Raw genomic sequence first — 22,729 nt, 5'->3', positions numbered from 1 at the left:
CTGACCGGCGGTTTATCGGGTTACGCCCAGCGCGAACGATCCGGCACGATGGCTCGGGTGGAGCCTGTGGAGATCACCGAGGACGGCCTGCTGCTACGACCCTGGCGAGCGGAGGACGCCGACGCGGTGCACCGCGCCTGCCAGGATCCGGACATCCAGCGCTGGACCACCGTACCCCGCCCGTACCTGCCCGAACACGCCCTCGGGTTCGTCACCGAGATCAGCGGCAAGGCCTGGGCGGACGGCACCGGGGCGCCGTTCGCGGTCTGCGACGCGGCGACCGGCGAGCTGCTCGCCTCCGCCGGCCTCGTCTCCGTCGACCGGGGCCTCGACTCCGCCGAGGTGGGCTACTGGACCGCGCCCTGGGCCCGCGGCCGGGGCGTCGCGGTGCGGGCCACCCGGGCGGTGGCCCGCTGGGCGTTCGACGCGCTGAAGCTGCGCCGGATCATCTGGCAGGCCGAGGTCGGCAACCACGCCTCCCGGCTGGTGGCGCTCCGGGCCGGCTTCCGGGTCGAGGGCGAGCTGCGACTGGCCCACCCGGCTGCCGGCGGTCGCCCGGAGGGCTGGATCGGCTCGCTCCTCCCGGCCGAACTGGCCGCGCCGGGCGAGCCCACGCCGGCCGGCCCGGACACCCTCCAGGCCCGCCGGGCCGCCGCCTTCGGCCGGCCGCAGCCCGTCCTCTTCGCCGCCGCCGGGGCCACCGAGCTGCGGCTGCGCCCGATGGAGGAACGGGACCTCGACGCCGTCGTCACCACCTGCCGGGACGAGGACACCATCCGCTGGACCACGGTCCCCCACCCCTACCAGCGCGCGCACGCCGAGGGCTTCATGCGGGACTTCGCCGCGGCCGCCTGGGCCCGGGGCACCGGCGCCTACTACGCCATCGCCGACAGCGACGACCGATACGTCGGATCGGTGGACCTGCGGATCTCACCCGCCGACCCGCTCAACGGCGACGTCGGCTTCATGACCGCCCCGCACGCCCGGGGCCGCGGCTACATGCCCGCCGCGGTGGGCGCCCTGACCGCGTGGGGTTTCACCACACTGCGCCTGGCGCGAATCGAGTGGCGGGCGCTGGCCGGCAACACCGCCTCCCGCCGGGTCGCCGAGAAGGCCGGCTTCGCCTTCGAGGGCACCGCCCGGGGCGTGCTGCCCAGCCGGGACGGCCGGGGCGACGCCTGGATCGCCGCCCTGCTCGCCGAGGACCTCACGGGAGGGCTGACGTGACCCCGCAGGTGCTCGAGGCCGACGGGGTACGGCTGCGACCGTTCCGCCTCGACGACGTGGCGGACACCGCCGCGGCCTGCGCCGATCCACTGACCCAGCGGTTCATCTCCGGCCTGCCCGACCCGTACACCGAGGAGACCGCCCGTTGGTGGGTCACCGAGGGCGCCCCCGCGGCCTGGACCGCCGGCGGCGCCGCGTACGCGATCGCGGACCCGGCCAGCGACCGGCTGCTCGGCGGCGTGGGCCTGAGCCAGGTGGTGCCCTTCCGCGCGCAGGCGGAGATCGGCTACTGGGTGGCGCCGTGGGCGCGGGGTCGCGGGGTCGCGACCGCGGCCACCCGGGCCCTGGCCCGCCACGCCTTCGCCACCGGGACCGCCCGGCTGGAGCTGCTCACCCACCCGGAGAACACGCCCAGCCAGCGGGTCGCACTGGCCGCCGGGTTCCGGCACGAGGGGGTACGCCGGTCCGCCAGCCCGGTCCGCGGGGGTGGCTGGGCGGACCTGATCGCCTGGGTACGCCTCGCCGACGACCCGCCCGGACCGGCCGCCCGGCTGCTGCCCGACCTGCCCGACGGCCGGCTCACCGACGGCGTGGTGACCCTGCGCCGGCTGGCCCCGGACGACGTGGCCGCGATGTACCGGCTGCACACCCGCCCCGAGGTGGTGGCGAACCGGGTGCCGCCGGTGCCGCCGACCCCGGCGGCGATCGAGCGGCGCTGCCGGCGGGCGGAGAGCAACTGGCTGACCGGCGCCTCGGCCGACTTCGCGGTGCTGGACGCCGCGACCGGCGCGGTGGCCGGCGGCTGCGCGCTGGTGTACGACGAACCGTCCACCGGCCAGGCGATGCTCGGCTACAGCCTGCTCCCCGAGGCTCGGGGGCGGGGACTGGCCACCCGCGCGGTGGGCCAGCTCGCCGGCTGGGCGTTCGACGTCGGGCTGGCGCGGCTCTGGGCCGGCACCCGGCCGGAGAACGTCGCCTCCCAGCGGGTGCTGGAGAAGGCCGGCTTCCAGCGGGAAGGTCTGCTGCGCGGCCGGCTCCCCGGCCCGGACGGCACCCGGGTCGACTCGGTCCTGTACGGCCGGCTCGCGACCGATCTGCGGCCAGCCGGCTGAGGACACGGACAACGGGGAGCCGTGGTGGTCGCCCACCACGGCTCCCCGGCTGGTGTCCGCGGGGTGGTCAGGGGTCAGGCGTCGAGCGAGATGATCCCGTAGTCGTACGCGCGCCGGCGGTAGACCACGCTCGGGCGGCCGGACTCCTTGTCCTGGAACAGGTAGAAGTCGTGCCCGACCAGTTCCATCTGGAACAGCGCGTCGTCGACGGTCATCGGTTCGGCGGGGTGCACCTTCTCCCGCGCGAGGTGCCACGGCTGGTCGTCGGCGTACTCTTCGTAGCCGTCCTCGGGTCGTTCGGCGACCACGGTGGCCGAACGGGCGCCGTCGGCGTACGCGGCGGCCGGCACGGATTCGCCGAGGTCGGCGACCGGCAGGCCCGCGGTGGCCGCGGCGACGGAGAGCGGCGCGTGCCGCCCCCGGTGGACCCGACGCCGGTCGGCCGCCCGACGGAGCCGGGTGTCCAGCTTGGCGATGGCGGCGTCCAGTGCGCTGTAGAAATCATTCGTGCAGGCCTCGGCCCGGATCACCGGGCCGCGCGATACGCAGGTGATTTCCACCCGCTGGCAGTGATCGGCCTGGCGCGGATTGCGCTCGTGGAACAACTCCACGTCGACCCGAATGAGCTTGTGATCGTAGCGTTCGATCTTTGCGAGTTTCTCGGCTACGTGCACCCGGTAATGGTCCGGCACTTCGACGTTACGGCCCTTGACCACGATGTCCACGTGACCTCCCTTGTTCGGACGGTCGTTCGGTCCGGTTCGCCGGTCGGCACGCCCTGGGAGATCCCCGTTCGGCGTCGACCGGGTCAGTACGGCTACGCCTCCTCTCACCGCCGGCGGTGGGTGGATGGACCTCCTACCCCCGACACGAAAACGCTAACGCCTGTTCCTGTGACAGTCACCCCTGGTTGTCGAGACCGCCCAGGAATTTTCACAGCTCGTACACCATGGGGTGAAATGGAAACACGAAGCGTCACCTATGACGTCGTTTTTGCGTTGCGGCGAGCACTGCGGCGGCGTTTGGCGTCATTCCCGCGGCGTGCAAGATGCGGCTCACCGCCGCCAACGTGACGCCGGTGGTGACGATGTCGTCGAGCACCACCACCGCGGTGTCCCCGACGACCGGCGGCGGGGCCCCGACCCGGCGCAGCCGGAACGCCGATCCCGCCGCGGCGGCTCGGCCCGCGCTGTCCAGCTCGACCGAGTCCGGCCGGGGCAGCGCCCGCAGCGGCCGGAGCACCCGCACCGGCCAACCGGCCCCGCGCAGCCGGGCCGCGGCGTGACCGGCAAGCCGGTCGAGGTGGTCGCCGTACCGGGCCCGGGCCGCCGGCGCGGTGTCCGGCACCGGCACCAGGGCCACCGGCCGGGCCGGGCCTACCGCCACGGCCACCACCTCGGCGAGCAACGCGCCCAGCGGCCGGGCCAGCCCATGCCGGCCCCGCTCCTTGTACGCGAGCAGCCCCTCCCGCAGCGCCCCCGCGTACGGGCCGAGGGCCACGCAGGGCGGCAGGTCCGGCGGGGCCGGGCTGGGACGCGTCGGCGCGGGGCACAACGATTCCAGCTCGCCGGCACAGCCGGGGCAGAAGCCCCGCCGGGCGCCCGCGGCCCGCCCGCCGCATCCGGCGCAGCCGGCCGGCAACACCAGATCGGTCAGGTCCGACCAGAGCCCGCCCAGATCCGGCACGAACGGCTCAGTAGAGAAAGAAGGGGACGGTCGGGTTGGACGGCCTGGTCCCCGCCGGGGGCGGCGTCACGTCCAGAACCTGGTCCCGCTTGATGATGTCCTTGTTCCGGAAGGCCACCCGGTTGGCCTCGTACATGTACAAGCCGGTGGGCACCCCCCCGACCGCGCCAGCCGGATAGGCGGAGAGGTGGGTGACCGGGGAGCCGATCTCCCGCTCCAGCGGGATGTCGCGCGCGCCGTCGACGTTGATCTGGAAGATCACCGGCCGGCGGTCCTCCGAGCCGGCGAAGACCAGCTGGTTCTCGGCATACCAGTCGACGGCGGTGAGGTCGGTGAGCGGGGTGACCACGCGGCGGGGCGACCCGATGGTGACCACGCCGCCGTCGAGGCTGACCGCCGCGACGTAGAGAAGGCCGTCGACGATCAGCGCGATCCGGTGCCCGTCGAGCGCGGCGGCCACCGCGGTCACCGGGCCCTCCACGGCGAGCGGGACCGGGACCATGCCGGCCAGGTCGTCGAAGCGGTAGAGCTGGCCGTCGGCCACCACCAGTCCGTACTGGTGCTGCTGATCGGCGGAGCGGAGCCAGGTGGGACGGCCGACCGAGGCGTACCACCGGCTGCTGCCGTTGAGCACCGGGACCTGGTCGCGCCCGGAGCCGGCCATCAACCGCTGCCGGCGGTCGGATCGGGTGACCACCAGCGCGGCGAGGATGTCGTTCTGGGATCGGCTGAGCGCCGCCGAGACGATGCCCTTGTTCGCGGCGGCGACGATCGGCACCGGTCCACTCGGCTCGCCCGGGAAGGAGAGCGGGTGGATCGCGCCGTCGTAGACGCAGTACTGCTGCGGGCTCCCACTGGACGGGTACAGCGGATTGTCCAGGCGTTCGCGCTCGAGGTCGATGGTGCGCCGGCTCTGGTTCTGGATCTTGAGGTCGAGCTGCCCGGTCAGCTCCGGCAGCGACCAGGCGAGCTGGGTCGCGAGCCGCGCCAGCCGGGCCGCGTTGGCACCCGGCATGGTCAGGTTGATCTCCCAGCGCCCGTCGGAGCCGGTGGCGTTGTTGATCGGCGCCGTGCCGCTCGGCAGCCGGATCACCCCCGGGCGCAGCCAGTCGGACGGTTCGCCGGCGAGCCACTTGACGACCTCGGTGACCCGACGCTCGGCGGGCATCGTGGAGGGCTGGTAGCGCTGGTCGGGCACCAGCCGGTTCTGGTCGGAGTTCCAGAAGTAGATCGTGCGCTCGACGTAGTAGCGCTGCAGGGCTTCGTCGCTGAGCAGCAGCACGTTCGGCAGGTCGGTGATGAGCAGCCCCGGATCGCCGGTGTTGGCCGGCCGCAGCGCGAACTGGTACCTCGGCTCGGGGGCCGCCACCGGGGCCGTCAGCGTGCCGTCCGGCTTCAGCACACCGACCTGCTGCACGTTGAGGGTGACCACGCTGGTGCCGTCGTTGTTCCGCTTGACCTCCGGGCTCTCCCGGAGCCGCACCACGGTCAGCGCGATCTCGCTCTGCTTCTCCTGGAGCCGGCCCTTCGCCTCGGGCGCGATGAACCCCCAGGCCCGGTTGTACGCCTGATCCCGCTCGCCCGCCGCCGCCTCGAGATAGTTGCGGACGAACTCCTTCGGGTCGGTGCTGGCCGTCCGGGTCGGCGGTTGGCTGCCGCTGCCGTTGCTAGCGCCCGCCTCCGCCGCCGGCCCCCGGCCGTCCACCAGCACGTCCGATTCCGCCGGGATGCCGCAGCCGGTGAGCCCCACCGGGAGGAGCGCGCCACCCAGCAGAACGGCCAGCAGCCGGCGCCTCACGACGTCACCTCCGCCCGGTCCCCGTCGGCCGGGCCGATCGCCAACGCCCCGGCGCTGCCCGGACCGATGGCCAGCGGACCGCCGTCCCGCGGGCCGCCGAACGGGAGCGTGACATCCACCGGCACCAGCCGCAGCGGCGAGGTGGTCAGCCGGTCACCGGCCCGGGCCGGCAGGGTGAGCCGGAACTGGGCGCCCTGCCCCGGTGCGCCCCACGCCTCCAGCCAGCCGCCGTGCAACCGGGCGTCCTCCAGGCTGATCGACAGCCCGAGCCCGGTGCCGCCGGTCTGCCGGGCCCGGGACGGGTCGGCCCGCCAGAACCGGTTGAAGACCAGCTTCTCCTCGCCCGGCTTGAGGCCGACGCCGTGATCCCGGACGGTGATCGCGACCGCGTTCTGATCCATGCCGAGGGTGATCAGCACGGGCCTGCCCTCGCCGTGCTCCACCGCGTTGCCGACCAGGTTGCGCAGCACCCGCTCCACCCGGCGGGGGTCCACCTCGGCGATCACCGCGGTGGCCGGCACGTCCAGTTCGATGGCCACCCCGACCCGCTCGGCCAGGCCGGTGAGCCGGTCGGCCACCCGGTGCACCACCGGCACCAGGTCGGTCGGCTCGGAATCCAGCATGGCGAAGCCGGCGTCGAAGCGGCTGATCTCCAGCAGGTCGGTGAGCAGCTCCTCGAACCGGTCCAGTTCGGCCTGGAGCAGCTCGGCGCTGCGAGCCACCGCCGGGTCGAACTCGTCGCGCTCCGAAAAGATCAGGTCGGCGGCCATCCGGACCGTGGTCAGCGGGGTACGCAGCTCGTGCGAGACGTCGGAGGTGAAGCGGCGCTGCAACCGGGACATCTCCTCCAGCCGGAGGATCTGCCGTTGCAGGTTGCTCGCCATCTGGTTGAACGAGGCGGCCAGCAGGGCCAGGTCGTCCTCCCCGTTGACCACCATCCGCTGGTCGAGCAGGCCGGCGGAGAGCCGCTGGGCAGTCCGGGCGGCCACCCGGACCGGGGTCACCACCAACCGGGTGACCAGGGCGGCGAGCAGGCCCAGCAGGAGCACCAGGGCGACGCCGGTGGCGACCACGGTGGCCCGGGCGTCGGCGGCGGTGGCGTCCTGACGGGCCAGCGGCACGAGGTAGTAGAGCTCCACCTGGCCGAACCGGGTCGGCACCGGCGAGCCGTAGACGAGGTACTTGGTGCGCTGGCCGGCGAGCTCGCCGGTGCGGATCTGGTGGGCAACCTTGCCGTCGGCGACCGCGGCCCGCAGCGCCGGACTGACCAAGGGCTGGATGTCGGTCACCGGGGAGGTCCGGGTGTTGATGACGCCCGCGTGCCGGTCCGCGGTGATGGCCACCACCACGCCGCTGGTCTGCGCCGGATCACCACCGGCCAGGTAGCTGACCGTGCCGTCAATGGTGTCCTGGAGCTGCGCCTCCTGCGGCTGGCTGAACGTCCGGAACTGCTTCCCCGCGTAGTCGCTGCCGTTGCGCAGCCGCATCAGGACGTCGGTCTCGGCGTTCTCCAGCAGGATGCTGGTGATCTTGTCGGCGATCAGGTACGCGAACCCGCCGACCAGCAGGCTGGACGCCACCAGGGTGATGGTCACCACGCGGACCTGCAGGGACCGCCGCCAGGTCTGGTGCAGGTCGGCGACCAGCTGGGCCGACCCGGCGGCCAACGCATGCCACAGCGCCCGCGCGGCCTGGAGCCGGCGGGACGCGGTGGTCGGCGATGCGGGGGGCGGGGAGGTCACCACAGTGCGACCAGGCTATCCGGTACCCGCCTTGTAGCCCACGCCCCGCACGGTCAGGATGATTTCCGGCCGCTCCGGATCCGGCTCGATCTTGGCGCGCAGCCGCTGCACGTGCACGTTGACCAGGCGGGTGTCGGCGGCGTGCCGATAGCCCCAGACCTGCTCCAGCAGCACCTCCCGGGTGAAGACCTGGCGCGGCTTGCGGGCGAGCGCGACCAGCAGGTCGAACTCCAGCGGCGTCAGCTTCACCTCCTCGTCGTCCCGGCTGACCGTGTGCGCCGGCACGTCGATGGAGATCTGGTTGCCGGGCGGGCCAATGGTCAGCAGCTCCGGCGCGACGTCCTCGCCGCGGCGCAGCCGGGCCCGCATCCGGGCCACCAGCTCCTTGGGCTTGAAGGGCTTGACCACGTAGTCGTCGGCCCCGGACTCCAGCCCGAGCACCACGTCCACCGTGTCGCTCTTGGCGGTCAGCATCACGATCGGCACGCCCGATTCGGTGCGGATCGCCCGCGCCACGTCGATGCCGCTCATGCCGGGCAGCATCAGGTCGAGCAGCACGATGTCGGGCCGGCTGTCACGGAACGCGGCCAGTGCCCGTTCCCCGTCCGCGACGAAGGAGGGCACGAAGCCCTCGCTGCGCAGGACGATGCCGAGCATCTCGGCGAGCGCGGGGTCGTCGTCGACCACCAGTACCCGGGCTCTCATGGGGTTTATCGTTCCATCCCCGTTCGGTTCGGAGGGTTCGGCGTCATCACGGCACCGTACTGCGGCGGGACACCGCGCACCACAGCTGCCGGGCGGAGAACGCGCGTGGCGCGCCGCCCGGCGTACGGGTCCACCCGAAAAGGACGGGTCGTGCAACCATGTTCCCCCGGTGTGCCGCCGCCCGCCACCACCGCCCGCCCGCCAGGAGTACGCGTGCCCGACGTCGGCCCGACCGCGGTGCTCCCGCGCCGCCCGCTGACGGTGGGCGAGCTGCTGGACTCGGCCGTCCTGCTGCTCCGCGGCCAGGCCCGGCTGCTGGTCCCGCTCGCCGTCCTGCTCGCGCTCGGCGAGCAGCTCCTGCTGCACCCGCTGCGGCTGCTGGCCGACGCCCCGCCGCCGGGGTACTGGCTCGACGCGGGCCAGCTGGGCTCGTACTGGCTGCTGCTCGCGGTGGGCGCGGCCACCGAGGCGACGATCATCGTGCTGCTCGGCAACCCCGCCGCCCGGGGCGCCGGGGCGGCGCTGCTTGGCCGCCGGGCCGCGCCGCGCGAGCTGCTGCGCCCCGCCGGCGCCCGGTGGGGCGCCACCGTGCCGGTCGCGCTGACGGTCGGGCTCATCGTGCTGGTCGCGGCGTTGCTCGGGCCGGTCTGGTTCCTCGCGTACGGGCTGCTCGGCGCGGTCGCGCCGGCGCTGGTGGTGGACCGGGTCCCGGCGTACCGGGCGCCGCTGCGGGCACTCGGGCTGGCGACCCGCTCCGGCGGGCGGGCGGCCGGCATCCGACTGCTCGGCTACCTGGGCTGGTGGATCATCCGGCTCGGCATCGGGCTCGGCGTCTTCTACGGCCTCAAGCTGCTCGCGCTGGTGGACCTGACCGACCCGGCGTGGGCCCTACCGGTGGCCACGGCGGCCTGGGTCGGCGTGAACGCGATCGCCTACCCGGCGCTGGCCTGCCTCGACGCGGTGCTGCACCTGGAGACCCGGATGCGGACCGAGGGCCTGGACATCCGGCTCTCCCGCGCCCCGGCCGGAACCCCGGAGCCCGTCCTGCTGGCGGTGCGCAGGTGAGCCGGTGGTGGACGGAGACGGTCGCCGCGCTCGGCGACCTCGTCCCGCTCCCGCTGGCCGCCCTGCTGCTGATGCTCGCCGCCGGGTTGGCCGCGCTCGTTTGGTACTTCTTCCCGGCCTGGCTGCCCCGCCGGTTCCCCCGGCTGCGGCTGCCCCGGTTGCGACTGCCTCGGCTGCGACTGCCCCGCCTCCGGTGGCCGCGCCTCCGGTGGCCGCGTTGGCGGCTTCCCCGGCTGCGCCGGCCCCGACTGCTCCGCCGGCGTCGCCCGGCCCGGACCGCCGCCGAGCCCGCCGTGCCCGCGCCCCGGGCCGCCGAGCCGCAGCCGGCGGCAGGCGGGTACGCCTCGCTCGCCGACCGCCTCGCCGCCGAGGGCCGGTACGCCGAGTCGGTCCGGGAGCGGCTGCGCGACATGGTCCGCGAGCTGATCGCCCGGCGGGTGATCGAGCAACGGCCCGGGATGACGGTCGCCGAGCTGACCGCGGCGGCAGCCCGGGGCCGGCCCCGGGTGCACCCCGTGCTGCACGCCGCCGGCGCGATCTTCTCCGACCTCTGGTACGCCCAGCGCCCGGCCACTGCGGAGCACGACCACCGGATGCGCGAACTCGCCGACGACCTGCGCCGGGAGCTGACCACGGGAGGCGGTGACCGCCCATGACCAGCACCGCCGCGGCGACGCCCGCCGTCGACCGCCCGCCACGCCGTACCCGCCGCCGGCACCGGGTGCTGATCCCGCTCGGGCTGGCCCTGCTGCTGATCGTCGCCACCCTGGTCGCCCACGCCGTCGACCAGCCCGATCCGGGCGACCCGGGGTTCGTGTCGCCGGTCGCCACCGACGACGACGGGGGCAGCCGGCTCGCCACGGCGCTGCGCGGGCAGGGGGTGGCCATCCACCGGGAGACCAACACCCGGAGCGCGCTGCTGGCCACGAAACCCGGTCCGGCCACCCTGTTCGTGCCGGCCCCGGAGCTGGTCCACCCGGACACCGTCGCCGACCTGGCCGACCTGCCCGCCGGCAGCCGCCTGGTGCTGGTGGACCCGTCCCGCCGGGTGCTGGAGGGGCTCGGGGTGCCGCTGGCACCGACCGAACGCCGCTGGGCCACCCGGGCCACCGGGCCGGACGCCGACGGCCACCGCTGCCCGCTGCCCGAGGCGGCCGCCGCCGGCACCGCCGCCGTCGACCGGCAGCGCTACGCCGCCCCGGTCAACTGGGCCGCCCCGCGCTGCTACGCGGGTGGCCTGGTCCGGGTGACGTGGCGGACCGAGGTCGTGGTGATCGGGGCCAGCGACCCGTTCCGCAACGACCGGATCGACGAGCTGGGCAACCGGGCCCTCGCCACCGGGCTGCTCGGCGGACCGCGCCCGGTGGTCTGGCTCGACCTGGACGGCCCGGCGCCCGCCCCGACCGGGAGCGACGGCTTCCAGGGCGACGGGACGGGCGGATCCCCCGCGGCGGGTGGTGCCACCCGAGCGGCGGGTGACGGCCGACCGGGCAGCGGCGGCCGGCCCGACCCGCCCGCGGGCCGGCCCGCGGGCGGCCAGCCGGGCGACGACGACCGGGCCGCCGGCCGGCAGTCACCGGAGAACCCGCTCTGGGCCGCCTTCCCGGCCTGGTTCTGGGCGCTGCTCGTCCAGCTCGCCGTCGCCGGCCTGCTGGTGGTGCTGTGGCGGGCCCGCCGGCTCGGCCCGCCCGTGCCGGAGCCGTTGCCGGTGACCGTCCGCTCCGCCGAGACCGTGCTCGGTCGGGCCCGGCTCTACCGGCGCGCCGGCGCCCGCGGCCCGGCCGCCGAGACGCTGCGCGCCGCCGCCCGGGACCGGCTGCTGCCCCGGCTCAACCTGCCGCCCGACACGCCACCGGCCGAGGTGGCCGCCCGGGTCGCCGTACACGCCGGGCTCGACCCCGACCGGGCGGCGGAGCTGCTCCACGGCGACGAGCCGGCCACCGACCAGGAGCTGTTGGAGCTGGCCCGCGAGCTGGACGGGCTGACCCGTACGGTCGGCACGGCACCCGACCATCCGACCGAAGGAGATTCCCGGTGACCGGACCCGTTACCGCTGTCGCGCCGGCCGTCGCCCAGCCCGACGCCCGCGCGGCCTTGCACCGGCTGCGGGCCGAGGTGGCCAAGGCGGTCGTCGGGCAGGACGCGGTGGTCACCGGCCTGGTGATCGCCCTGCTCTGCCGTGGGCACGTGCTGCTGGAGGGGGTGCCGGGAGTGGCCAAGACGCTGCTCGTCCGCACCCTCGCCACGGCCCTGGACCTGGAGTCCAAGCGGGTCCAGTTCACCCCGGACCTGATGCCCGGCGACGTGACCGGGTCGCTGATCTTCGACCCGCACACCGCCGCGTTCACCTTCCGGGAGGGGCCGGTCTTCACCAACCTGCTGCTCGCCGACGAGATCAACCGCACGCCGCCGAAGACCCAGTCCGCGCTGCTGGAGGTGATGGAGGAGCGGCAGGTGTCCGTGGAGGGCGAGCGGCGGTTGCTGCCCGACCCGTTCATCGTCGCGGCCACCCAGAACCCGGTCGAGTACGAGGGCACCTATCCCCTGCCCGAGGCCCAGCTCGACCGGTTCCTGCTCAAGCTCACCGTGCCGCTGCCCAGCCGGGACGAGGAGCTGGGCGTGCTGCGCGCGCACCACGCCGGATTCGACCCGCGCGACCTGCACGCCGCCGGCGTACGACCGGTGGCCACCGCGGCCGACCTGGCCGCCGCCCGGGAGGCGGTCCGCCGGGTGCACGTCGCCGAGCCGCTCTTCGGCTACCTCGTGGACCTCTGCCGGGCCACCCGGATCGCCCCCGCGCTGGAGCTGGGTGCCTCGCCCCGCGGCGCCACCGCGCTGCTCAACACGGCGAAGGCGTGGTCCTGGCTGGCCGGCCGCGACCACGTCGTCCCCGACGACGTCAAGGCCGTCGCCCGGCCCACCCTGCGGCACCGGCTCCGGCTGCGCCCGGAGGTCGAGCTGGAGGGCATGAGCGTCGACGCGGTGCTGGACACGGTGCTGGCCACCGTGCCGACGCCGCGATGACCTGGCGGGCGGCGCTGCTGCTCGGTGCGGGCGCGCTGACCCTGCCCGCCTGGCCGGCGCCGTTTGCGGGGGTGGCGGTGATGACCGGCCTGGTGCTGCTGCTGGTCGCTCTGGACTGGGCGCTGGCCGCGCCGCTGCGCGCGGTCACCGCGACCCGTTCCGGGGACCGGACGGTCCGACTGGGTGGCACCGCCACCGTCACGCTGTGCCTGACGAACACCTCCGGCCGTACGCTGCGCGCCCAGGTGCGCGACGCCTGGGTGCCGTCGGCGGGCGCCCGGCCGGACGTACCGCCGGGGCGGGTGCTGCGGATCGTGGCCGGTGGCAGCGCCGCGCTGCCGGTACGGCTCACCCCGGCCCGGCGCGGCGACCGGCCCGCGGCGGCGCTGACCGTACGCTCCCTCGGGCCGCTGCGGCTGGCCTTCCGGCAGCGGGCCGGCCACCCCGGCACGCCACCGTGGACGCTGCGCGTGCTGCCCCGCTTCGACTCCCGGCGGCACCTGCCCGAGAAGCTGGCCCGGCTGCGGATCATCGACGGCATGCAGGTTACCCGGGGCCGCGGCCAGGGCACCGAGTTCGACACCCTGCGCGAGTACGTGGTCGGCGACGACGTGCGCTCGATCGACTGGCGGGCCAGCGCGCGCCGCTCCGACGTGCTGGTCCGCACCTGGCGGCCGGAGCGGGACCGGCGGCTGGTCTGCGTCCTGGACACCGGCCGCACCTCCGCCGTCCGGGTCGGCGACGAGCCCCGGCTGGACACCGCGATCGACGCGGCGCTGTTGCTGACCGCGCTGGCCGCCCGCGCCGGGGACCGGGTCGACCTGCTGGCGGTCGACGCGGCGGTCCGGGCGACGGTCAAGGGCAGCGGCCGGCCGGCCCTGCTCCCCCGGCTGGTCGACGCGGTCGCCCCGCTCCAGCCGGCGCTGGTGGAGACGGACTTCGAGCTGATCGCCGGTGAGGTGCTGCGCCGGGAACGGCAGCGCAGCCTGGTGGTCCTCTTCACCGCGCTGGAGGCGGGCGCGCTCGGCGAGGGACTGCTGCCGGTGCTGCCCCGGCTCGCCGCCCGGCACCGGGTGGTGATCGCCGCGACCCACGACCCGGTGCTGACCGGCCTCACCGTCACCCCGCCGACCGGCCCGGACGACGCCTACGCCGCCGCGGCGGCCTGGCGGGCGCTGGCCGAACGGGACCGGGTCCGCGCCGCGCTGGCCCGGCACGGGGTGGCCGTGGTCGACGCGCCCGCCGACCGCCTCGCCCCGACGGTCGCCGACACCTACCTGCGGCTCAAGGCGCTCGGCCAACTCTGAGCCGCCCCCTCGGCGGGTGCCGGCGCGGGGCGGGTGGCCGCGTACCGGCCGAGCAGCAGCGCGTACGCCAGGAAGGCCAGCCAGACCGCGGCGCCGGTCGCCACGCGGACGGCGACCGGCACGGGCGCCGGCGTCACGAACGCCTCCAGCAGCGCGGAGACGGCGAAGAGGCCGACCAGGCCGACGGCGACCACGATGGCGGACCGGCCCGCCGCGGCGACCGCCCGGCCGCGGCTCAGGTGGGCCGGCGGCGCGATCCAGGCCCAGCCGGTGCGCAGGCCGACCCCGGCGGCGACGAAGATCCCGGTCAGCTCCAGCAATCCGTGCGGGGTGATCAGGCCGAAGAAGACGTCCGCCCGGCCGTAGGAGACCATCACCCCGCCCACCACGCCGATGTTGAGCGCGTTCTGCCAGAGCAGGTAGAACACCGGCACCACGAGTACCCCGGAGGCGAGGCACTGGGCGGCGATCCAGGCGTTGTGCGTCCACAGGTGGAAGGCGAAGGTGGGCGCGGCGAACTCGGTGTAGTAGCCGGCGAAGCCGGAGTCGACCAGGTCGGCGGCGGCGTCCTCGCCGATGAACGCGGCGGCCGTGTCGGGGTGCCCGGCCACGAACCAGATGAGGAAGCCGCTGAGCGCGCTGAACGCGGTGGCCACCCCGCACCACCAGGGCCAGGCCCGGTAGAGGGCGGCCGGCAGGTCGGCGAGGAGGAACCGGCGTACCGCCGCCCAGGACGGTCGGGGCCGGCCGGTGATCCGGGCGCGGGCCGCCAGCACCAGGTGGGAGAGGCGGTTGACCAGCGCCGGGTCGGGTGAGCGGCTGCGCAGCACCGAGAGGTGGGTGGCCGCCCGCTGGTATAGCGCCACCAGCTCGTCGATCTCGGCGGCGTCCAGCCGGCGCCGGCCGGAGAGCACTTCCAGCCGCCGCCACTCGGCGCCGTGCTCCGCCACGTACGCGTCAAGATCCACTCGTCCTCCGTTTCCTCTCAGTGGACTTTGGTGAGTCGATGATTGGAAGTCCCGCCTTGCGGTGGGACGGTCCCGGCCTGACCCGCCGAGGCGGTGCCGGGTTGACGCTTCACGGCCACCGGCCCGCTGAGGCGGGTCTTACGGTCGGCTCCACGTCCGTTTGAAGACTCCCGGCCACTCCGGGCGTCTGTGGCCTTATGCGCGAGCGCGGCCAGGTTGCGTGCGGCGTTGAGGTCCCGGTCCAAGGTCAGGCCGCAGGTGGGGCAGTTGTAGGTGCGCTCGACTAGGGCCAGCTTGGCTTTCACCGCGCCACAGCCCGAGCAGGTCTTCGAGGACGGGTACCAGCGGTCGGCCACCACGAGTCGGCCGCCGTTCCATGCGGTCTTGTAGGCCAGTTGCCGGCGTAGTTCGGCGAAGCCGGCATCGGCGATGCGCCGGGCCAGCCGCCGGTTGCGCAGCATCCCCGCCACGTTCAGATCCTCCACCACGATCGTGCCGTACTCGCCGGCCAGTCGGGTGGTGAGCTTGTGCAGTCCGTCGCGGCGCAGGTTCGCCACCCGGGCGTGCGCGCGAGCCACCTGGCCGCGAGCCGCCTCCCACCGCTTGGATGGGCGGCGGCCGGTCCGCCGGTCCGGGCCGATCCGCCGCGACATGCGCTGGGCCAGCCTGCGCATTCGCCTGGCGGAGGTGTCGAGGTGACGGGGGTTGGGTACGGGTTCACCAGTCGAGAGCACCGCGAGGTGTTTGATGCCGAGATCCACGCCCACCTCGGCAGCCGGGCGGCCCGGGCTGCGCTCGGCGCGTTCGACCTTGACGCAGAACGCGACGTGCCACCGGCCACCGTCACGACGCACCGTCGCGGACAGGATCCGGGCGGTGCCGGCGTCCAAACGGCGGGCCAGCTTGCGGGCGGACTCGTGCAACTTGAGCCGACCCAACCGAGGAAGGACGACATGCTTGCGATCGGGTTCGACGCGGATTGTTCCGGTGGTGAACCGCACCGACGGTGTCGACCGGCGGCGTGACTTGAACCGGGGGAACCCGACCGGCCGCCCGGCGCGTTTACCGCACCGCGAGTCGGACCAGTTCTTCAACGCCCTGGCCAGGGCATCCAGGCCGGTGTTGAACGCCTCCTTCGAACACTCGCCCCACCACGGCGCCACCTGCGACTTCGCCTCGTTCCAGGCCTTACGCAGCGCCGGCAGGGACCAGCCGAGCGCGGGAGTCAGGTCGGCGTCGGCAACTCCGTAGGAACGTTCGGCGGCCCGCTGATCCATGACCGCCTTCACCCGGGCCAGCGTCCAATTGTGCGCCACCCGTGCCGCCCCCGCATGCGCCAGCACCGCCCGCTCCTGCGTCGGAGTCAGATCGAGCGCAAACCGGTACGCCTGGACCGTCTTCACCCCCGAACAGCCTCGGCGATGGCGGCTTTGACCATGCGGCCTGCGCGGTTCGCCGCACCGAGGCGGCCGTAGAGCGACGAACCGACCTCGGTAACCACCCAGGTCACGCCAAGGTTCTGCCCGGTAGTCCACGTCCTGGCCCGCCGACGCCGGTCCTGGTCACCGTGGTGGCCGGCGGACGGCACCCGCCCATACACAACAGCTGCCCGGCCAACGCCGGCCTGGTCCGTGGGGACGGGATCGATGAGGATCCGCCGGCGCACCCGGCGCGCGGCCGCCGGCAGCTTCCCCTCCCGGAACCACCGGTACGCGGTGACGTGATGAACACACCCCCACTCGGTCCACTGCTTCAAGCTCACCACACGGATCCCATCTCGTATTTAACGAGTCGCACTTGAACCGGTCCGGCGCCCATAGTGTTCACTGTCCGGGTGAGAGCGCAACCTGCCGCACCGGCGCGGGCCGCGGACCGCTGGGCCGACGCGGGCCTGGTCAGCGGCGAGGCGGTGGAGCTCGACGTCCGGGCGGCCCGGCTCGGCTCCCGGGTGCTCGCCCTGCTGATCGACCTGATGGCCCAGGTGGTCGTGGCGCTGACGCTGCTGGCCGGGCTCTCGGTGCTGATGCTCGTCCTGCCGACCCACGTGGTGGACGCCGCCCTGGCCGGCGCGCTGCAGACGGTGCTGCTGGTCGTCGTGCTCGTCGGCTACCCGGTGTTGATGGAACGGTTCGCCGGCGGCCGGACGGTCGGCAAGCTCGCCGTGGGACTGCGGGTGGTCCGGGCCGACGGCGGACCGGTCGGGGTCGGCCAGTCGCTGACCCGGGCCCTGGTGGGCGTCGCGGTGGAGTGGCCGGGGTTGGTGCTGCCGCTGCTGAGCTGGGTGGCGAGCGTGACGGTGATGCTGGCCGACCCGCGCGGGCGGCGCCTGGGTGACCTGGTGGCCGGCACGATGGTGGTGCACACGCGGGGCGCCGGGGTGTGGCGGCCGGTCCCGCTGGCCGTTCCGGCGCTGGTCGGCTGGGCGCACACCCTGGACCTGACCCGGCTGGACGACGGGCTGGCCCTGGCCGCCCGGCAGTACCTGGGCCGCGTGCACCAGTTGGTGGAGCCGGAGCGGGCGCGGCTGGGCCAGGCGCTCTGGGCGGAGATCGCGGCGGTGATCTCCCCGCCGCCGCCGTGGGCCGCGCCGGAATCCGTCTACCTGGCCGCCGTGCTGGCCGAGCGGCACCGCCGGTCGGTGGACCGGCTGCGTCGTACCCGGGGGCTCACCGCCGCCCTCTGGCCCGAGCTGGCCGCGCCGCCGGTCGCGGTCGCGGCGCCGCCGCCGGCCTCGATCGGCCCGGCGGCGAGCCCGTCCGTGCTGCGGCCCGCCGCGCCGGCACTGGCCGTCCCCACCCAGCCCGATCCGGTACGCGGGCAGCCCGCCCCGGTCGACGCCGAGCGCCCGGCCGGCTGATCCGCCGGCGCGGGCGGCCGGGTCAGCCGAAGAGCGCCCGTCCCCAGTGGTCGGCGGCGTCGCGGACACCCGGCGGGCAGGCGAACACGGCGCTGGAGACGTGCCGCAGGTACTCGTTCATCGCGTCGTGCCGGGACAGCCGGGTCTGGATCGGCACGAACTGCTTGCGCGGGTCGCGCTGGTAGGCGATGAAGAAGAGCCCGGCGTCGAGCCGGCCCAGCCCGTCCGAGCCGTCCACGAAGTTGTAGCCACGGCGCAGCAGCCGGGCGCCGTCGTTCTGGGCCGGGTGGGCGAGCCGCACGTGCGCGGTCTCGGCGATCACCGGCTCCCCGTCGTCGCCCTTCGTGGCGAAGTCCGGCTCCTCGAACTCGTCGCCCTTGCCCAGCGGCGCGCCGCGGCCCTTGGTCCGGCCGACGATCTGTTGCTGCTCGGCCAGCGGGGTGCGGTCCCAGGTCTCGATGAGCATGCGGATCTTGCGGGTGACCAGATAGGACCCGCCGGTCATCCAGTCCTGCCCGTCGCCCGGCTGCGCCCAGAGCTGCTCCCGGAGCAGGCCGGCGTCCTCGGCCTTGAGGTTGGCGGTGCCGTCCTTGAAGCCGAACAGGTTGCGCGGCGTGTCCTGGGCCCGGGAGGTCGACGAGGTACGCCCGAAGCCGAGCTGCGACCAGCGGACGCTGACCACGCCCATGCCGATCCGGGCCAGGTTGCGGATGGCGTGCACCGCCACCTGCGGGTCGTTGGCGCAGGCCTGGACGCAGATGTCCCCGCCGGAGATCTCCGGCCGCAGCGCGTCGCCGGCGAAGTGCGGCAGGTCGGCCAGCGCGGCCGGCCGCCGGTCGGCGATGCCGAACCGGTCCCGCCCCTGGGCGTCGCGGAAGAGCGTCGGGCCGAAGCCGATGGTGAGGGTGAGCTGCGACGGGGGCAGCCCGAGCGCCTCGCCGGTGTCGTCCGGCGGGGCCTCCGGCATGCCGCCCACCGCGCCGATCACCCCGGCGTCCTTCCCGGCGGTCATCCGGGCGGCGGCGGCCGTCCATTCCTGGAGCAGCGCGACGAGCTTCGCCCGATCCTTGGTGATCACGTCGAACGCGACGAAGTGCAGCCGGTCCTGGGCCGGGGTGGTGATGCCGGCCTGGTGCTCGCCGTGGAACGGCACCGCACCGGCGGCGACGCCCTCGTTTGCCCCCGCGCGGTCCGAGTCGCGGACCAGCGCGCCCGCGCCGACGGCGACGCCGGCAACTCCGGCGACCCCGACGCCGGCCAGGGTGATGGCCCGGCGCCGGGACAGGGTCGTCCCGCGCGGCGCGTCGGCGGACGGCGTCTCGTCGGTGGTGTTCTGCTCGCTCATCGCTGCACCTCCGGGGTTGGTCGTCACCGGGCGACGACCGCGGCGACCTTGCTGATCGGCTCGGCCAGGGCGTTGATGCTGTCCGACAGTTCCTTCAGCTCGGTCTTGCTGAGCGCGGTGTGCAGCTTCCAGCCGTCGTCCGCGCGGTGCTTGCCGAGCGTGGCCTCGACGTTGGCAAACTCGGTGTCGAGCTGCTTGACCAGCTCGGGCGAGCGCTGCTCCAGCGCGGGGCGCAGCGCGGCGATGGCCGCCTTCGAGCCCTCCAGGTTCGCGCTGAAGTCCCACAGGTCGGTGTGCGAGTAGCGGTCCTCCTCGCCGGTGATCTTGCCGCTGGCCACCTCGTCGAGAAGTTCCTTGGCGCCGTTGGCCAGCTGGAGCGGGTTGAGCTTCTCGGCGTTCGCCTTGGCCACGATCTCCTTGACGTCGGTGAGCAGCTGGTCGGCGATCGGGCCGTCCTTGCTGATGTCACCGGTGGCCCAGAGATCCTTCTCGATCCGGTGGAAGCCGGTGAACGGCATGCCCTCCTCGACGACCTCCTCGCGGCCGTCGATCTTCGGGTCGAGGTCGCCGAAGATCTCCGCGACCGGCTCGATCCGCTCCCAGTAGGTGCGGGCCACCGGGAACAGCGCCTTGGCCTTGGCCACGTCGCCGGCCTTGACCGCGGCCACGAACTCCTCGGTCTTGGTCAGCAGCGCGCCGGTCTGGCTCTGCACGTAGCGCTGGTAGCTGGCGGTGGCCTGGCTGAGCGCGGCGTCCGGGGCGACGGTCGCGGCGCTGCCACTGACCTTCAGCGCGCCGCGGATGCCCCGGCCGCTCATCCCGGGCTTGCAGGCCGTCTCGTACGTCCCGGGGGGCAGCTCGACGCGCAGCTCGCGGCTGAGCCCGGGGGCGATGTTCTCCACCTCGCCCATCACCCGGTCACCCGGGGCGTAGACGTAGAACTCGTTGACCTTGCTGCCGTTGTTGGTCACCGAGAAGGTGGCCTGGCCGGCGTTCAGCTCGGTGACGTCCACCTCGCAGACGGTGTCGGTGGCCTTGACCTTCACCGCGTTGCCGGCCTTGGCGGTCTTGGTGTCGGTGTCGGCGCCGCAGGCGGTCACGCCGGTCACGGCCAGGACGCCGGTGGCGGCGAGCATGACGAAGCGGGTGGTACGCATCAGGACTGTCTCTCCTCGGAGCGGTACGGATCAGGCGCGCTGGCGCGCGGAGGGCGGAACGTCGGTGGGCTCACCGGCTGCCGCCGGGGCCTCGGCCAGCGTGGCGGGCGCGCCCGGCTCGGCGGGGGCGGTGGCGGACTCCGCCGGGGCGGGCTCGGCCGGGGTGGCGGCGGGCTTGGCCGGGGTGGCGGCGGGCTTGGCCGGAGTGGCCGGCTTGCGCAGGAAGAGCACCAGCACCGGCACCGCGTAGGCGACCCAGGCGACCATCTCGAGCACGCTCGGGGTGGCGGTGATGTTGAACATGCCGCCGAGCAGCGCCGCGTACCAGGTGCTGGGGTCGAGCACCGAGGAGATGTCGAAGGCCAGGTTGTTCAGGCCGGGCAGCACGCCGGCCTCCTGGAAGTCGTGCACGCCGTACTTGAGGATGCCGGCCGCGACCAGGATGAGCAGCGCGCCGGTCCAGGTGAAGAACTTGCTCAGGTTGATCCGCAGCGCGCTGCGGTAGAGCAGGAAGCCGATCACCACGGCGGTGGCGATGCCGCCGAGCAGCGCGAGCAGCGGTCCACGCCCGGCGCCGCCGGCGGCGCTCTGGGCGGCGGAGTAGAAGATCAACGCCGTTTCCAGCCCTTCCCGGATCACGGCGAGGAAGGACATGCCGGCCACCGCGAGGGAGCCGACCGCCAGCGCGTCGGTGAGCTTGCCCCGCAGCTCACCGGCGATCGTCCGGGCTGCCCGGCGCATCCAGAAGATCATCCAGGTCACGAAGACCACGGCGGCGACCGAGGTGACCGCCTCGAACAGCTCGCGGTCCTCGGAGCGGGCCAGCAGCGAGGTCGAGGTGTACTCGATCAGCCAGCCGAAGAAGACCGACAGCACCACGGCCAGGCCGACGCCGACCCAGACCTGCGGCAACCGGTCCCGGCGCTGCGACTTGACCAGGAACGCGACCAGGATGCTGACCACCAGGGTCGCTTCCAGGCCTTCCCGCAGGCCGATCAGGTACGTGGCGAACATCGGTACTCCGTGATCACTTAGGCACGCCTCAGTTAACTTAGGGCAGCCATACCTTCCTACTGATCCGACCCGCCGTCAAGTCGTTCATGGCAACGTCACCCTGTCCACGGGGCATCCAACGGATGACCGGCTGTGGCAGGATCCGGCCCAGCCCCTCAGACAGGACGACCGTGGCTGACGACCTCTTCACCCCCACCATCACCCCCGCCGCGTACGCCGAGCGACGCCCGCCCTGGCGGCCTGGCTCGCTGGTCTATCCCGCCGTCTTCGGCGGGGCACTCGCGGCCACCGTGCTGGCCCTGGTCAACGCCCGCCGGCTCAGACTGCCCGTCGGGGCCGTCCTGGCGATCGTCGGCACCGGACTTGCCGCCCTGGTCGCCCGGCTGGCCATCACCGTGGTGCTGCTCGACGGCCACACCTCCGGGCCGGCCCGGCTGGTCGGGGCCCTGTCCGGCGTACTGGTCTGGGCGGTCGCCAACCTTACCCAGAAGGGCCGGTTCCGCACGTACGAGATGCGCGGCGGCCAGGCGGCCTCGCTGGTGCTGCCCGGGATCGCGGCGGCGCTGGGCCTCGGCATCGTCGAGGCGGTCCTCATCGTGCTCGCGGCGGCGGTCCCGTGACGGCGCCGGCGGACCAGCTCGCCCGGGTGGTCGGCCTGCTCGAGATGAACCGGCCCGAGCAGGCGCTGGAGGAGCTCGCCCGGCTACCCGGCTCGGTGGCCACCGACCCGCACGTGTACCGGCTGCGGGCGGTGGCGCTCAGCACGCTGGACCGCTGGGACGAGGTGGCCGAGGTGGCCCGGCAGGGGCTGGCCGAGGTCGGTCCGGACGCCGAACTGCTCGGCCGGCTGGGCCTGGCGCTCCGGAGTCAGGGCGCCTTCGCCCCGGCCGAGCGGGCGCTGCTCGACGCGCTGGCGCTCGAACCGCAGGACCCCTGGCTGCTCTGCCAGTACGCCGACCTCTGCGTCACGGTCGGCCAGACCGACAAGGCGAGCCGCCTGCTCGCCCGTGCCGCCGAGCTGGCGCCCGAGGACCCGGCCGTCTACGCCAGCCGAGTCCAGCTCGCGTACGCCCGCGGCGACGACCGGGCGGCCGAGCGGGTGACCCGGGAGTTCCTCGGCCGCTACCCGGAGCACCCGGCGGCGCTGGCCATGCACGGCGGGATCGCCGTGGAGCGCGGCCGGATCGGCGACGCGCACCGCTCCTTCGGCCGGGCGGTCGCGCACGACCCGGACGACCCGGACTACGCCGAGGCGGCCTGGGAGACCCGGGTGTACACCCATCCGCTGCTGCTCCCGCTGCGCCCGCTCTACCGGCTGGGCATCCGCATGTGGCTGATCGCGGTGGGCAGCATCGCCGTGCTCAACCTGGCCAAGCTCTACGTCGCCGCGCTCGTCGTGGCGCTCGCCTGGCTGCTCTACAGCCTCTGGTCCTGGATCGCCCCGCCCCTGGTCCGCCGCCTGGTACGCGGCCGGTGGCGGCCGTGACCGGCCGCGCGGGGCGGCGGCCGTGAAGGGCCTGCTGCCCTGGCTCGGTGTCCTGGCCCTGGTGATGCTGCTCAGCGCCCTACGGATGCGTCCGCTGGCCACCGCCGTGTCGCTGACCTGGCTCGCCTGGTGCGTCTGGACCTGGATCCGTCCCACCCGCCGCGGCCCGAGCTGACCCGGCCCCCACCCCGGGGCCGACCCGGCTCCCGGCTCCCGGCTCCCGGCTCCCGGCTCCC

At 74.4% G+C, this 22,729-nt stretch carries 21 protein-coding genes; 11 read left to right on the top strand and 10 right to left on the bottom strand.

All coding sequences use genetic code 11. The features are described 5' to 3' along the window. Positions 1 to 48: 48 nt before the first annotated feature. Together I8N68_RS29265 and I8N68_RS29260 are read left to right on the top strand one after the other, a co-directional pair. Positions 49 to 1,227, top strand: a complete 1,179-nt coding sequence (locus tag I8N68_RS29265) for a GNAT family N-acetyltransferase (protein WP_234040812.1) — start codon at positions 49 to 51, stop codon at positions 1,225 to 1,227. Next, entirely contained in the window at positions 1,224 to 2,339 is a 1,116-nt protein-coding gene (locus tag I8N68_RS29260) for a GNAT family N-acetyltransferase (RefSeq protein ID WP_200215959.1), read from the top strand. The genes I8N68_RS29265 and I8N68_RS29260 overlap by 4 nt, the downstream gene beginning before the upstream one ends. A 74-nt stretch (positions 2,340 to 2,413) precedes the next feature. Here I8N68_RS29260 and hpf read toward each other — a convergent pair whose 3' ends face one another. The 5 genes from hpf to mtrA form a co-directional block, all read right to left on the bottom strand. After that, positions 2,414 to 3,064 carry a ribosome hibernation-promoting factor, HPF/YfiA family gene (gene hpf / locus I8N68_RS29255; protein ID WP_200215957.1) on the bottom strand — a complete coding sequence of 217 codons (651 nt, stop codon included), beginning with the start codon at positions 3,062 to 3,064 and terminating at the stop codon, positions 2,414 to 2,416. Between the two features lie 250 nt (positions 3,065 to 3,314). Continuing rightward, a complete protein-coding gene (locus I8N68_RS29250; RefSeq protein ID WP_200215955.1) occupies positions 3,315 to 4,025 on the bottom strand; it encodes a ComF family protein in 711 nt (236 codons plus the stop codon). A gap of 7 nt (positions 4,026 to 4,032) precedes the next feature. Continuing rightward, entirely contained in the window at positions 4,033 to 5,823 is a 1,791-nt protein-coding gene (locus I8N68_RS29245) for an LpqB family beta-propeller domain-containing protein (protein WP_200215953.1), read from the bottom strand. Further along, positions 5,820 to 7,565, bottom strand: coding sequence for an MtrAB system histidine kinase MtrB (mtrB, locus tag I8N68_RS29240; RefSeq protein WP_372433897.1), 1,746 nt, complete (start codon positions 7,563 to 7,565; stop codon positions 5,820 to 5,822). The genes I8N68_RS29245 and mtrB overlap by 4 nt, the downstream gene beginning before the upstream one ends. 15 nt (positions 7,566 to 7,580) lie before the next feature. Further along, a complete protein-coding gene (gene mtrA / locus I8N68_RS29235; protein WP_200215951.1) occupies positions 7,581 to 8,270 on the bottom strand; it encodes an MtrAB system response regulator MtrA in 690 nt (229 codons plus the stop codon). Positions 8,271 to 8,483: 213 nt separating this feature from the next. Here mtrA and I8N68_RS29230 point away from each other — a divergent pair, with 213 nt between their 5' ends. The 5 genes from I8N68_RS29230 to I8N68_RS29210 are packed head-to-tail and all read left to right on the top strand — an operon-like array spanning position 8,484 to position 13,666. After that, complete coding sequence (locus I8N68_RS29230) at positions 8,484 to 9,335, top strand: hypothetical protein (protein WP_200215949.1); 852 nt, start codon at positions 8,484 to 8,486, stop codon at positions 9,333 to 9,335. After that, a complete protein-coding gene (locus I8N68_RS29225; RefSeq protein WP_200215947.1) occupies positions 9,332 to 9,991 on the top strand; it encodes a DUF4129 domain-containing protein in 660 nt (219 codons plus the stop codon). Before I8N68_RS29230 ends, I8N68_RS29225 begins: the two co-directional genes overlap by 4 nt. Beyond that, the gene (locus I8N68_RS29220) at positions 9,988 to 11,373 is read left to right on the top strand and encodes a DUF4350 domain-containing protein (protein ID WP_200215945.1); all 1,386 of its coding nucleotides are present in this window, start codon (positions 9,988 to 9,990) and stop codon (positions 11,371 to 11,373) included. Before I8N68_RS29225 ends, I8N68_RS29220 begins: the two co-directional genes overlap by 4 nt. Next, positions 11,370 to 12,359, top strand: a complete 990-nt coding sequence (locus I8N68_RS29215; protein ID WP_200215943.1) for an AAA family ATPase — start codon at positions 11,370 to 11,372, stop codon at positions 12,357 to 12,359. Before I8N68_RS29220 ends, I8N68_RS29215 begins: the two co-directional genes overlap by 4 nt. After that, entirely contained in the window at positions 12,356 to 13,666 is a 1,311-nt protein-coding gene (locus I8N68_RS29210) for a DUF58 domain-containing protein (protein WP_200215941.1), read from the top strand. The genes I8N68_RS29215 and I8N68_RS29210 overlap by 4 nt, the downstream gene beginning before the upstream one ends. Here I8N68_RS29210 and I8N68_RS29205 read toward each other — a convergent pair. Both I8N68_RS29205 and tnpB read right to left on the bottom strand, forming a co-directional pair. Next, positions 13,633 to 14,634: a stage II sporulation protein M gene (locus I8N68_RS29205; protein ID WP_200215939.1), complete on the bottom strand. Its 1,002-nt coding sequence runs from the start codon at positions 14,632 to 14,634 to the stop codon at positions 13,633 to 13,635. The two genes, I8N68_RS29210 and I8N68_RS29205, sit on opposite strands and share 34 nt — an antisense overlap. A 17-nt stretch (positions 14,635 to 14,651) precedes the next feature. Next, positions 14,652 to 16,169, bottom strand: coding sequence for an IS607 family element RNA-guided endonuclease TnpB (gene tnpB / locus I8N68_RS29200; RefSeq protein ID WP_307813021.1), 1,518 nt, complete (start codon positions 16,167 to 16,169; stop codon positions 14,652 to 14,654). A 299-nt stretch (positions 16,170 to 16,468) separates the two neighbouring features. On the opposite strand from tnpB, the gene I8N68_RS29195 reads away from it, so the two are divergent. After that, positions 16,469 to 17,491, top strand: coding sequence for an RDD family protein (locus I8N68_RS29195; RefSeq protein WP_307813020.1), 1,023 nt, complete (start codon positions 16,469 to 16,471; stop codon positions 17,489 to 17,491). Positions 17,492 to 17,513: 22 nt separating this feature from the next. On the opposite strand, the gene efeB is transcribed toward I8N68_RS29195, so the two are convergent. Genes efeB through efeU form a run of 3 tightly spaced genes read right to left on the bottom strand, consistent with a single transcriptional unit; the run spans position 17,514 to position 21,007 of the window. Then, on the bottom strand, positions 17,514 to 18,836 hold the full coding sequence (gene efeB / locus I8N68_RS29190) for an iron uptake transporter deferrochelatase/peroxidase subunit (RefSeq protein ID WP_200215937.1): 1,323 nt from the start codon (positions 18,834 to 18,836) through the stop codon (positions 17,514 to 17,516). Between the two features lie 23 nt (positions 18,837 to 18,859). Further along, positions 18,860 to 19,993 (bottom strand): iron uptake system protein EfeO, encoded by a 1,134-nt coding sequence (efeO, locus tag I8N68_RS29185; RefSeq protein ID WP_200215935.1) that lies wholly within the window; start codon positions 19,991 to 19,993, stop codon positions 18,860 to 18,862. Between the two features lie 30 nt (positions 19,994 to 20,023). Beyond that, entirely contained in the window at positions 20,024 to 21,007 is a 984-nt protein-coding gene (gene efeU, locus I8N68_RS29180; RefSeq protein ID WP_234040811.1) for an iron uptake transporter permease EfeU, read from the bottom strand. 170 nt (positions 21,008 to 21,177) lie between these two features. Between efeU and I8N68_RS29175 the strand changes: the two genes are divergently transcribed. From I8N68_RS29175 to I8N68_RS29165, 3 genes are read left to right on the top strand one after another with little or no spacing between them, the layout of a single operon-like run. Then, positions 21,178 to 21,627, top strand: coding sequence for a hypothetical protein (locus tag I8N68_RS29175; protein ID WP_200215933.1), 450 nt, complete (start codon positions 21,178 to 21,180; stop codon positions 21,625 to 21,627). Further along, positions 21,624 to 22,493, top strand: coding sequence for a tetratricopeptide repeat protein (locus I8N68_RS29170; RefSeq protein ID WP_200215931.1), 870 nt, complete (start codon positions 21,624 to 21,626; stop codon positions 22,491 to 22,493). The genes I8N68_RS29175 and I8N68_RS29170 overlap by 4 nt, the downstream gene beginning before the upstream one ends. Positions 22,494 to 22,515: 22 nt before the next feature. Next, the gene (locus I8N68_RS29165) at positions 22,516 to 22,668 is read left to right on the top strand and encodes a hypothetical protein (RefSeq protein WP_200215929.1); all 153 of its coding nucleotides are present in this window, start codon (positions 22,516 to 22,518) and stop codon (positions 22,666 to 22,668) included. Positions 22,669 to 22,729: the final 61 nt, after the last annotated feature.

This window comes from Micromonospora coerulea (assembly GCF_016598485.1).
Lineage (GTDB): Bacteria > Actinomycetota > Actinomycetes > Mycobacteriales > Micromonosporaceae > Micromonospora > Micromonospora coerulea.
Note: the sequence above shows the minus strand (reverse complement) of the source record. Positions and strands in the feature narration are given on the sequence as shown.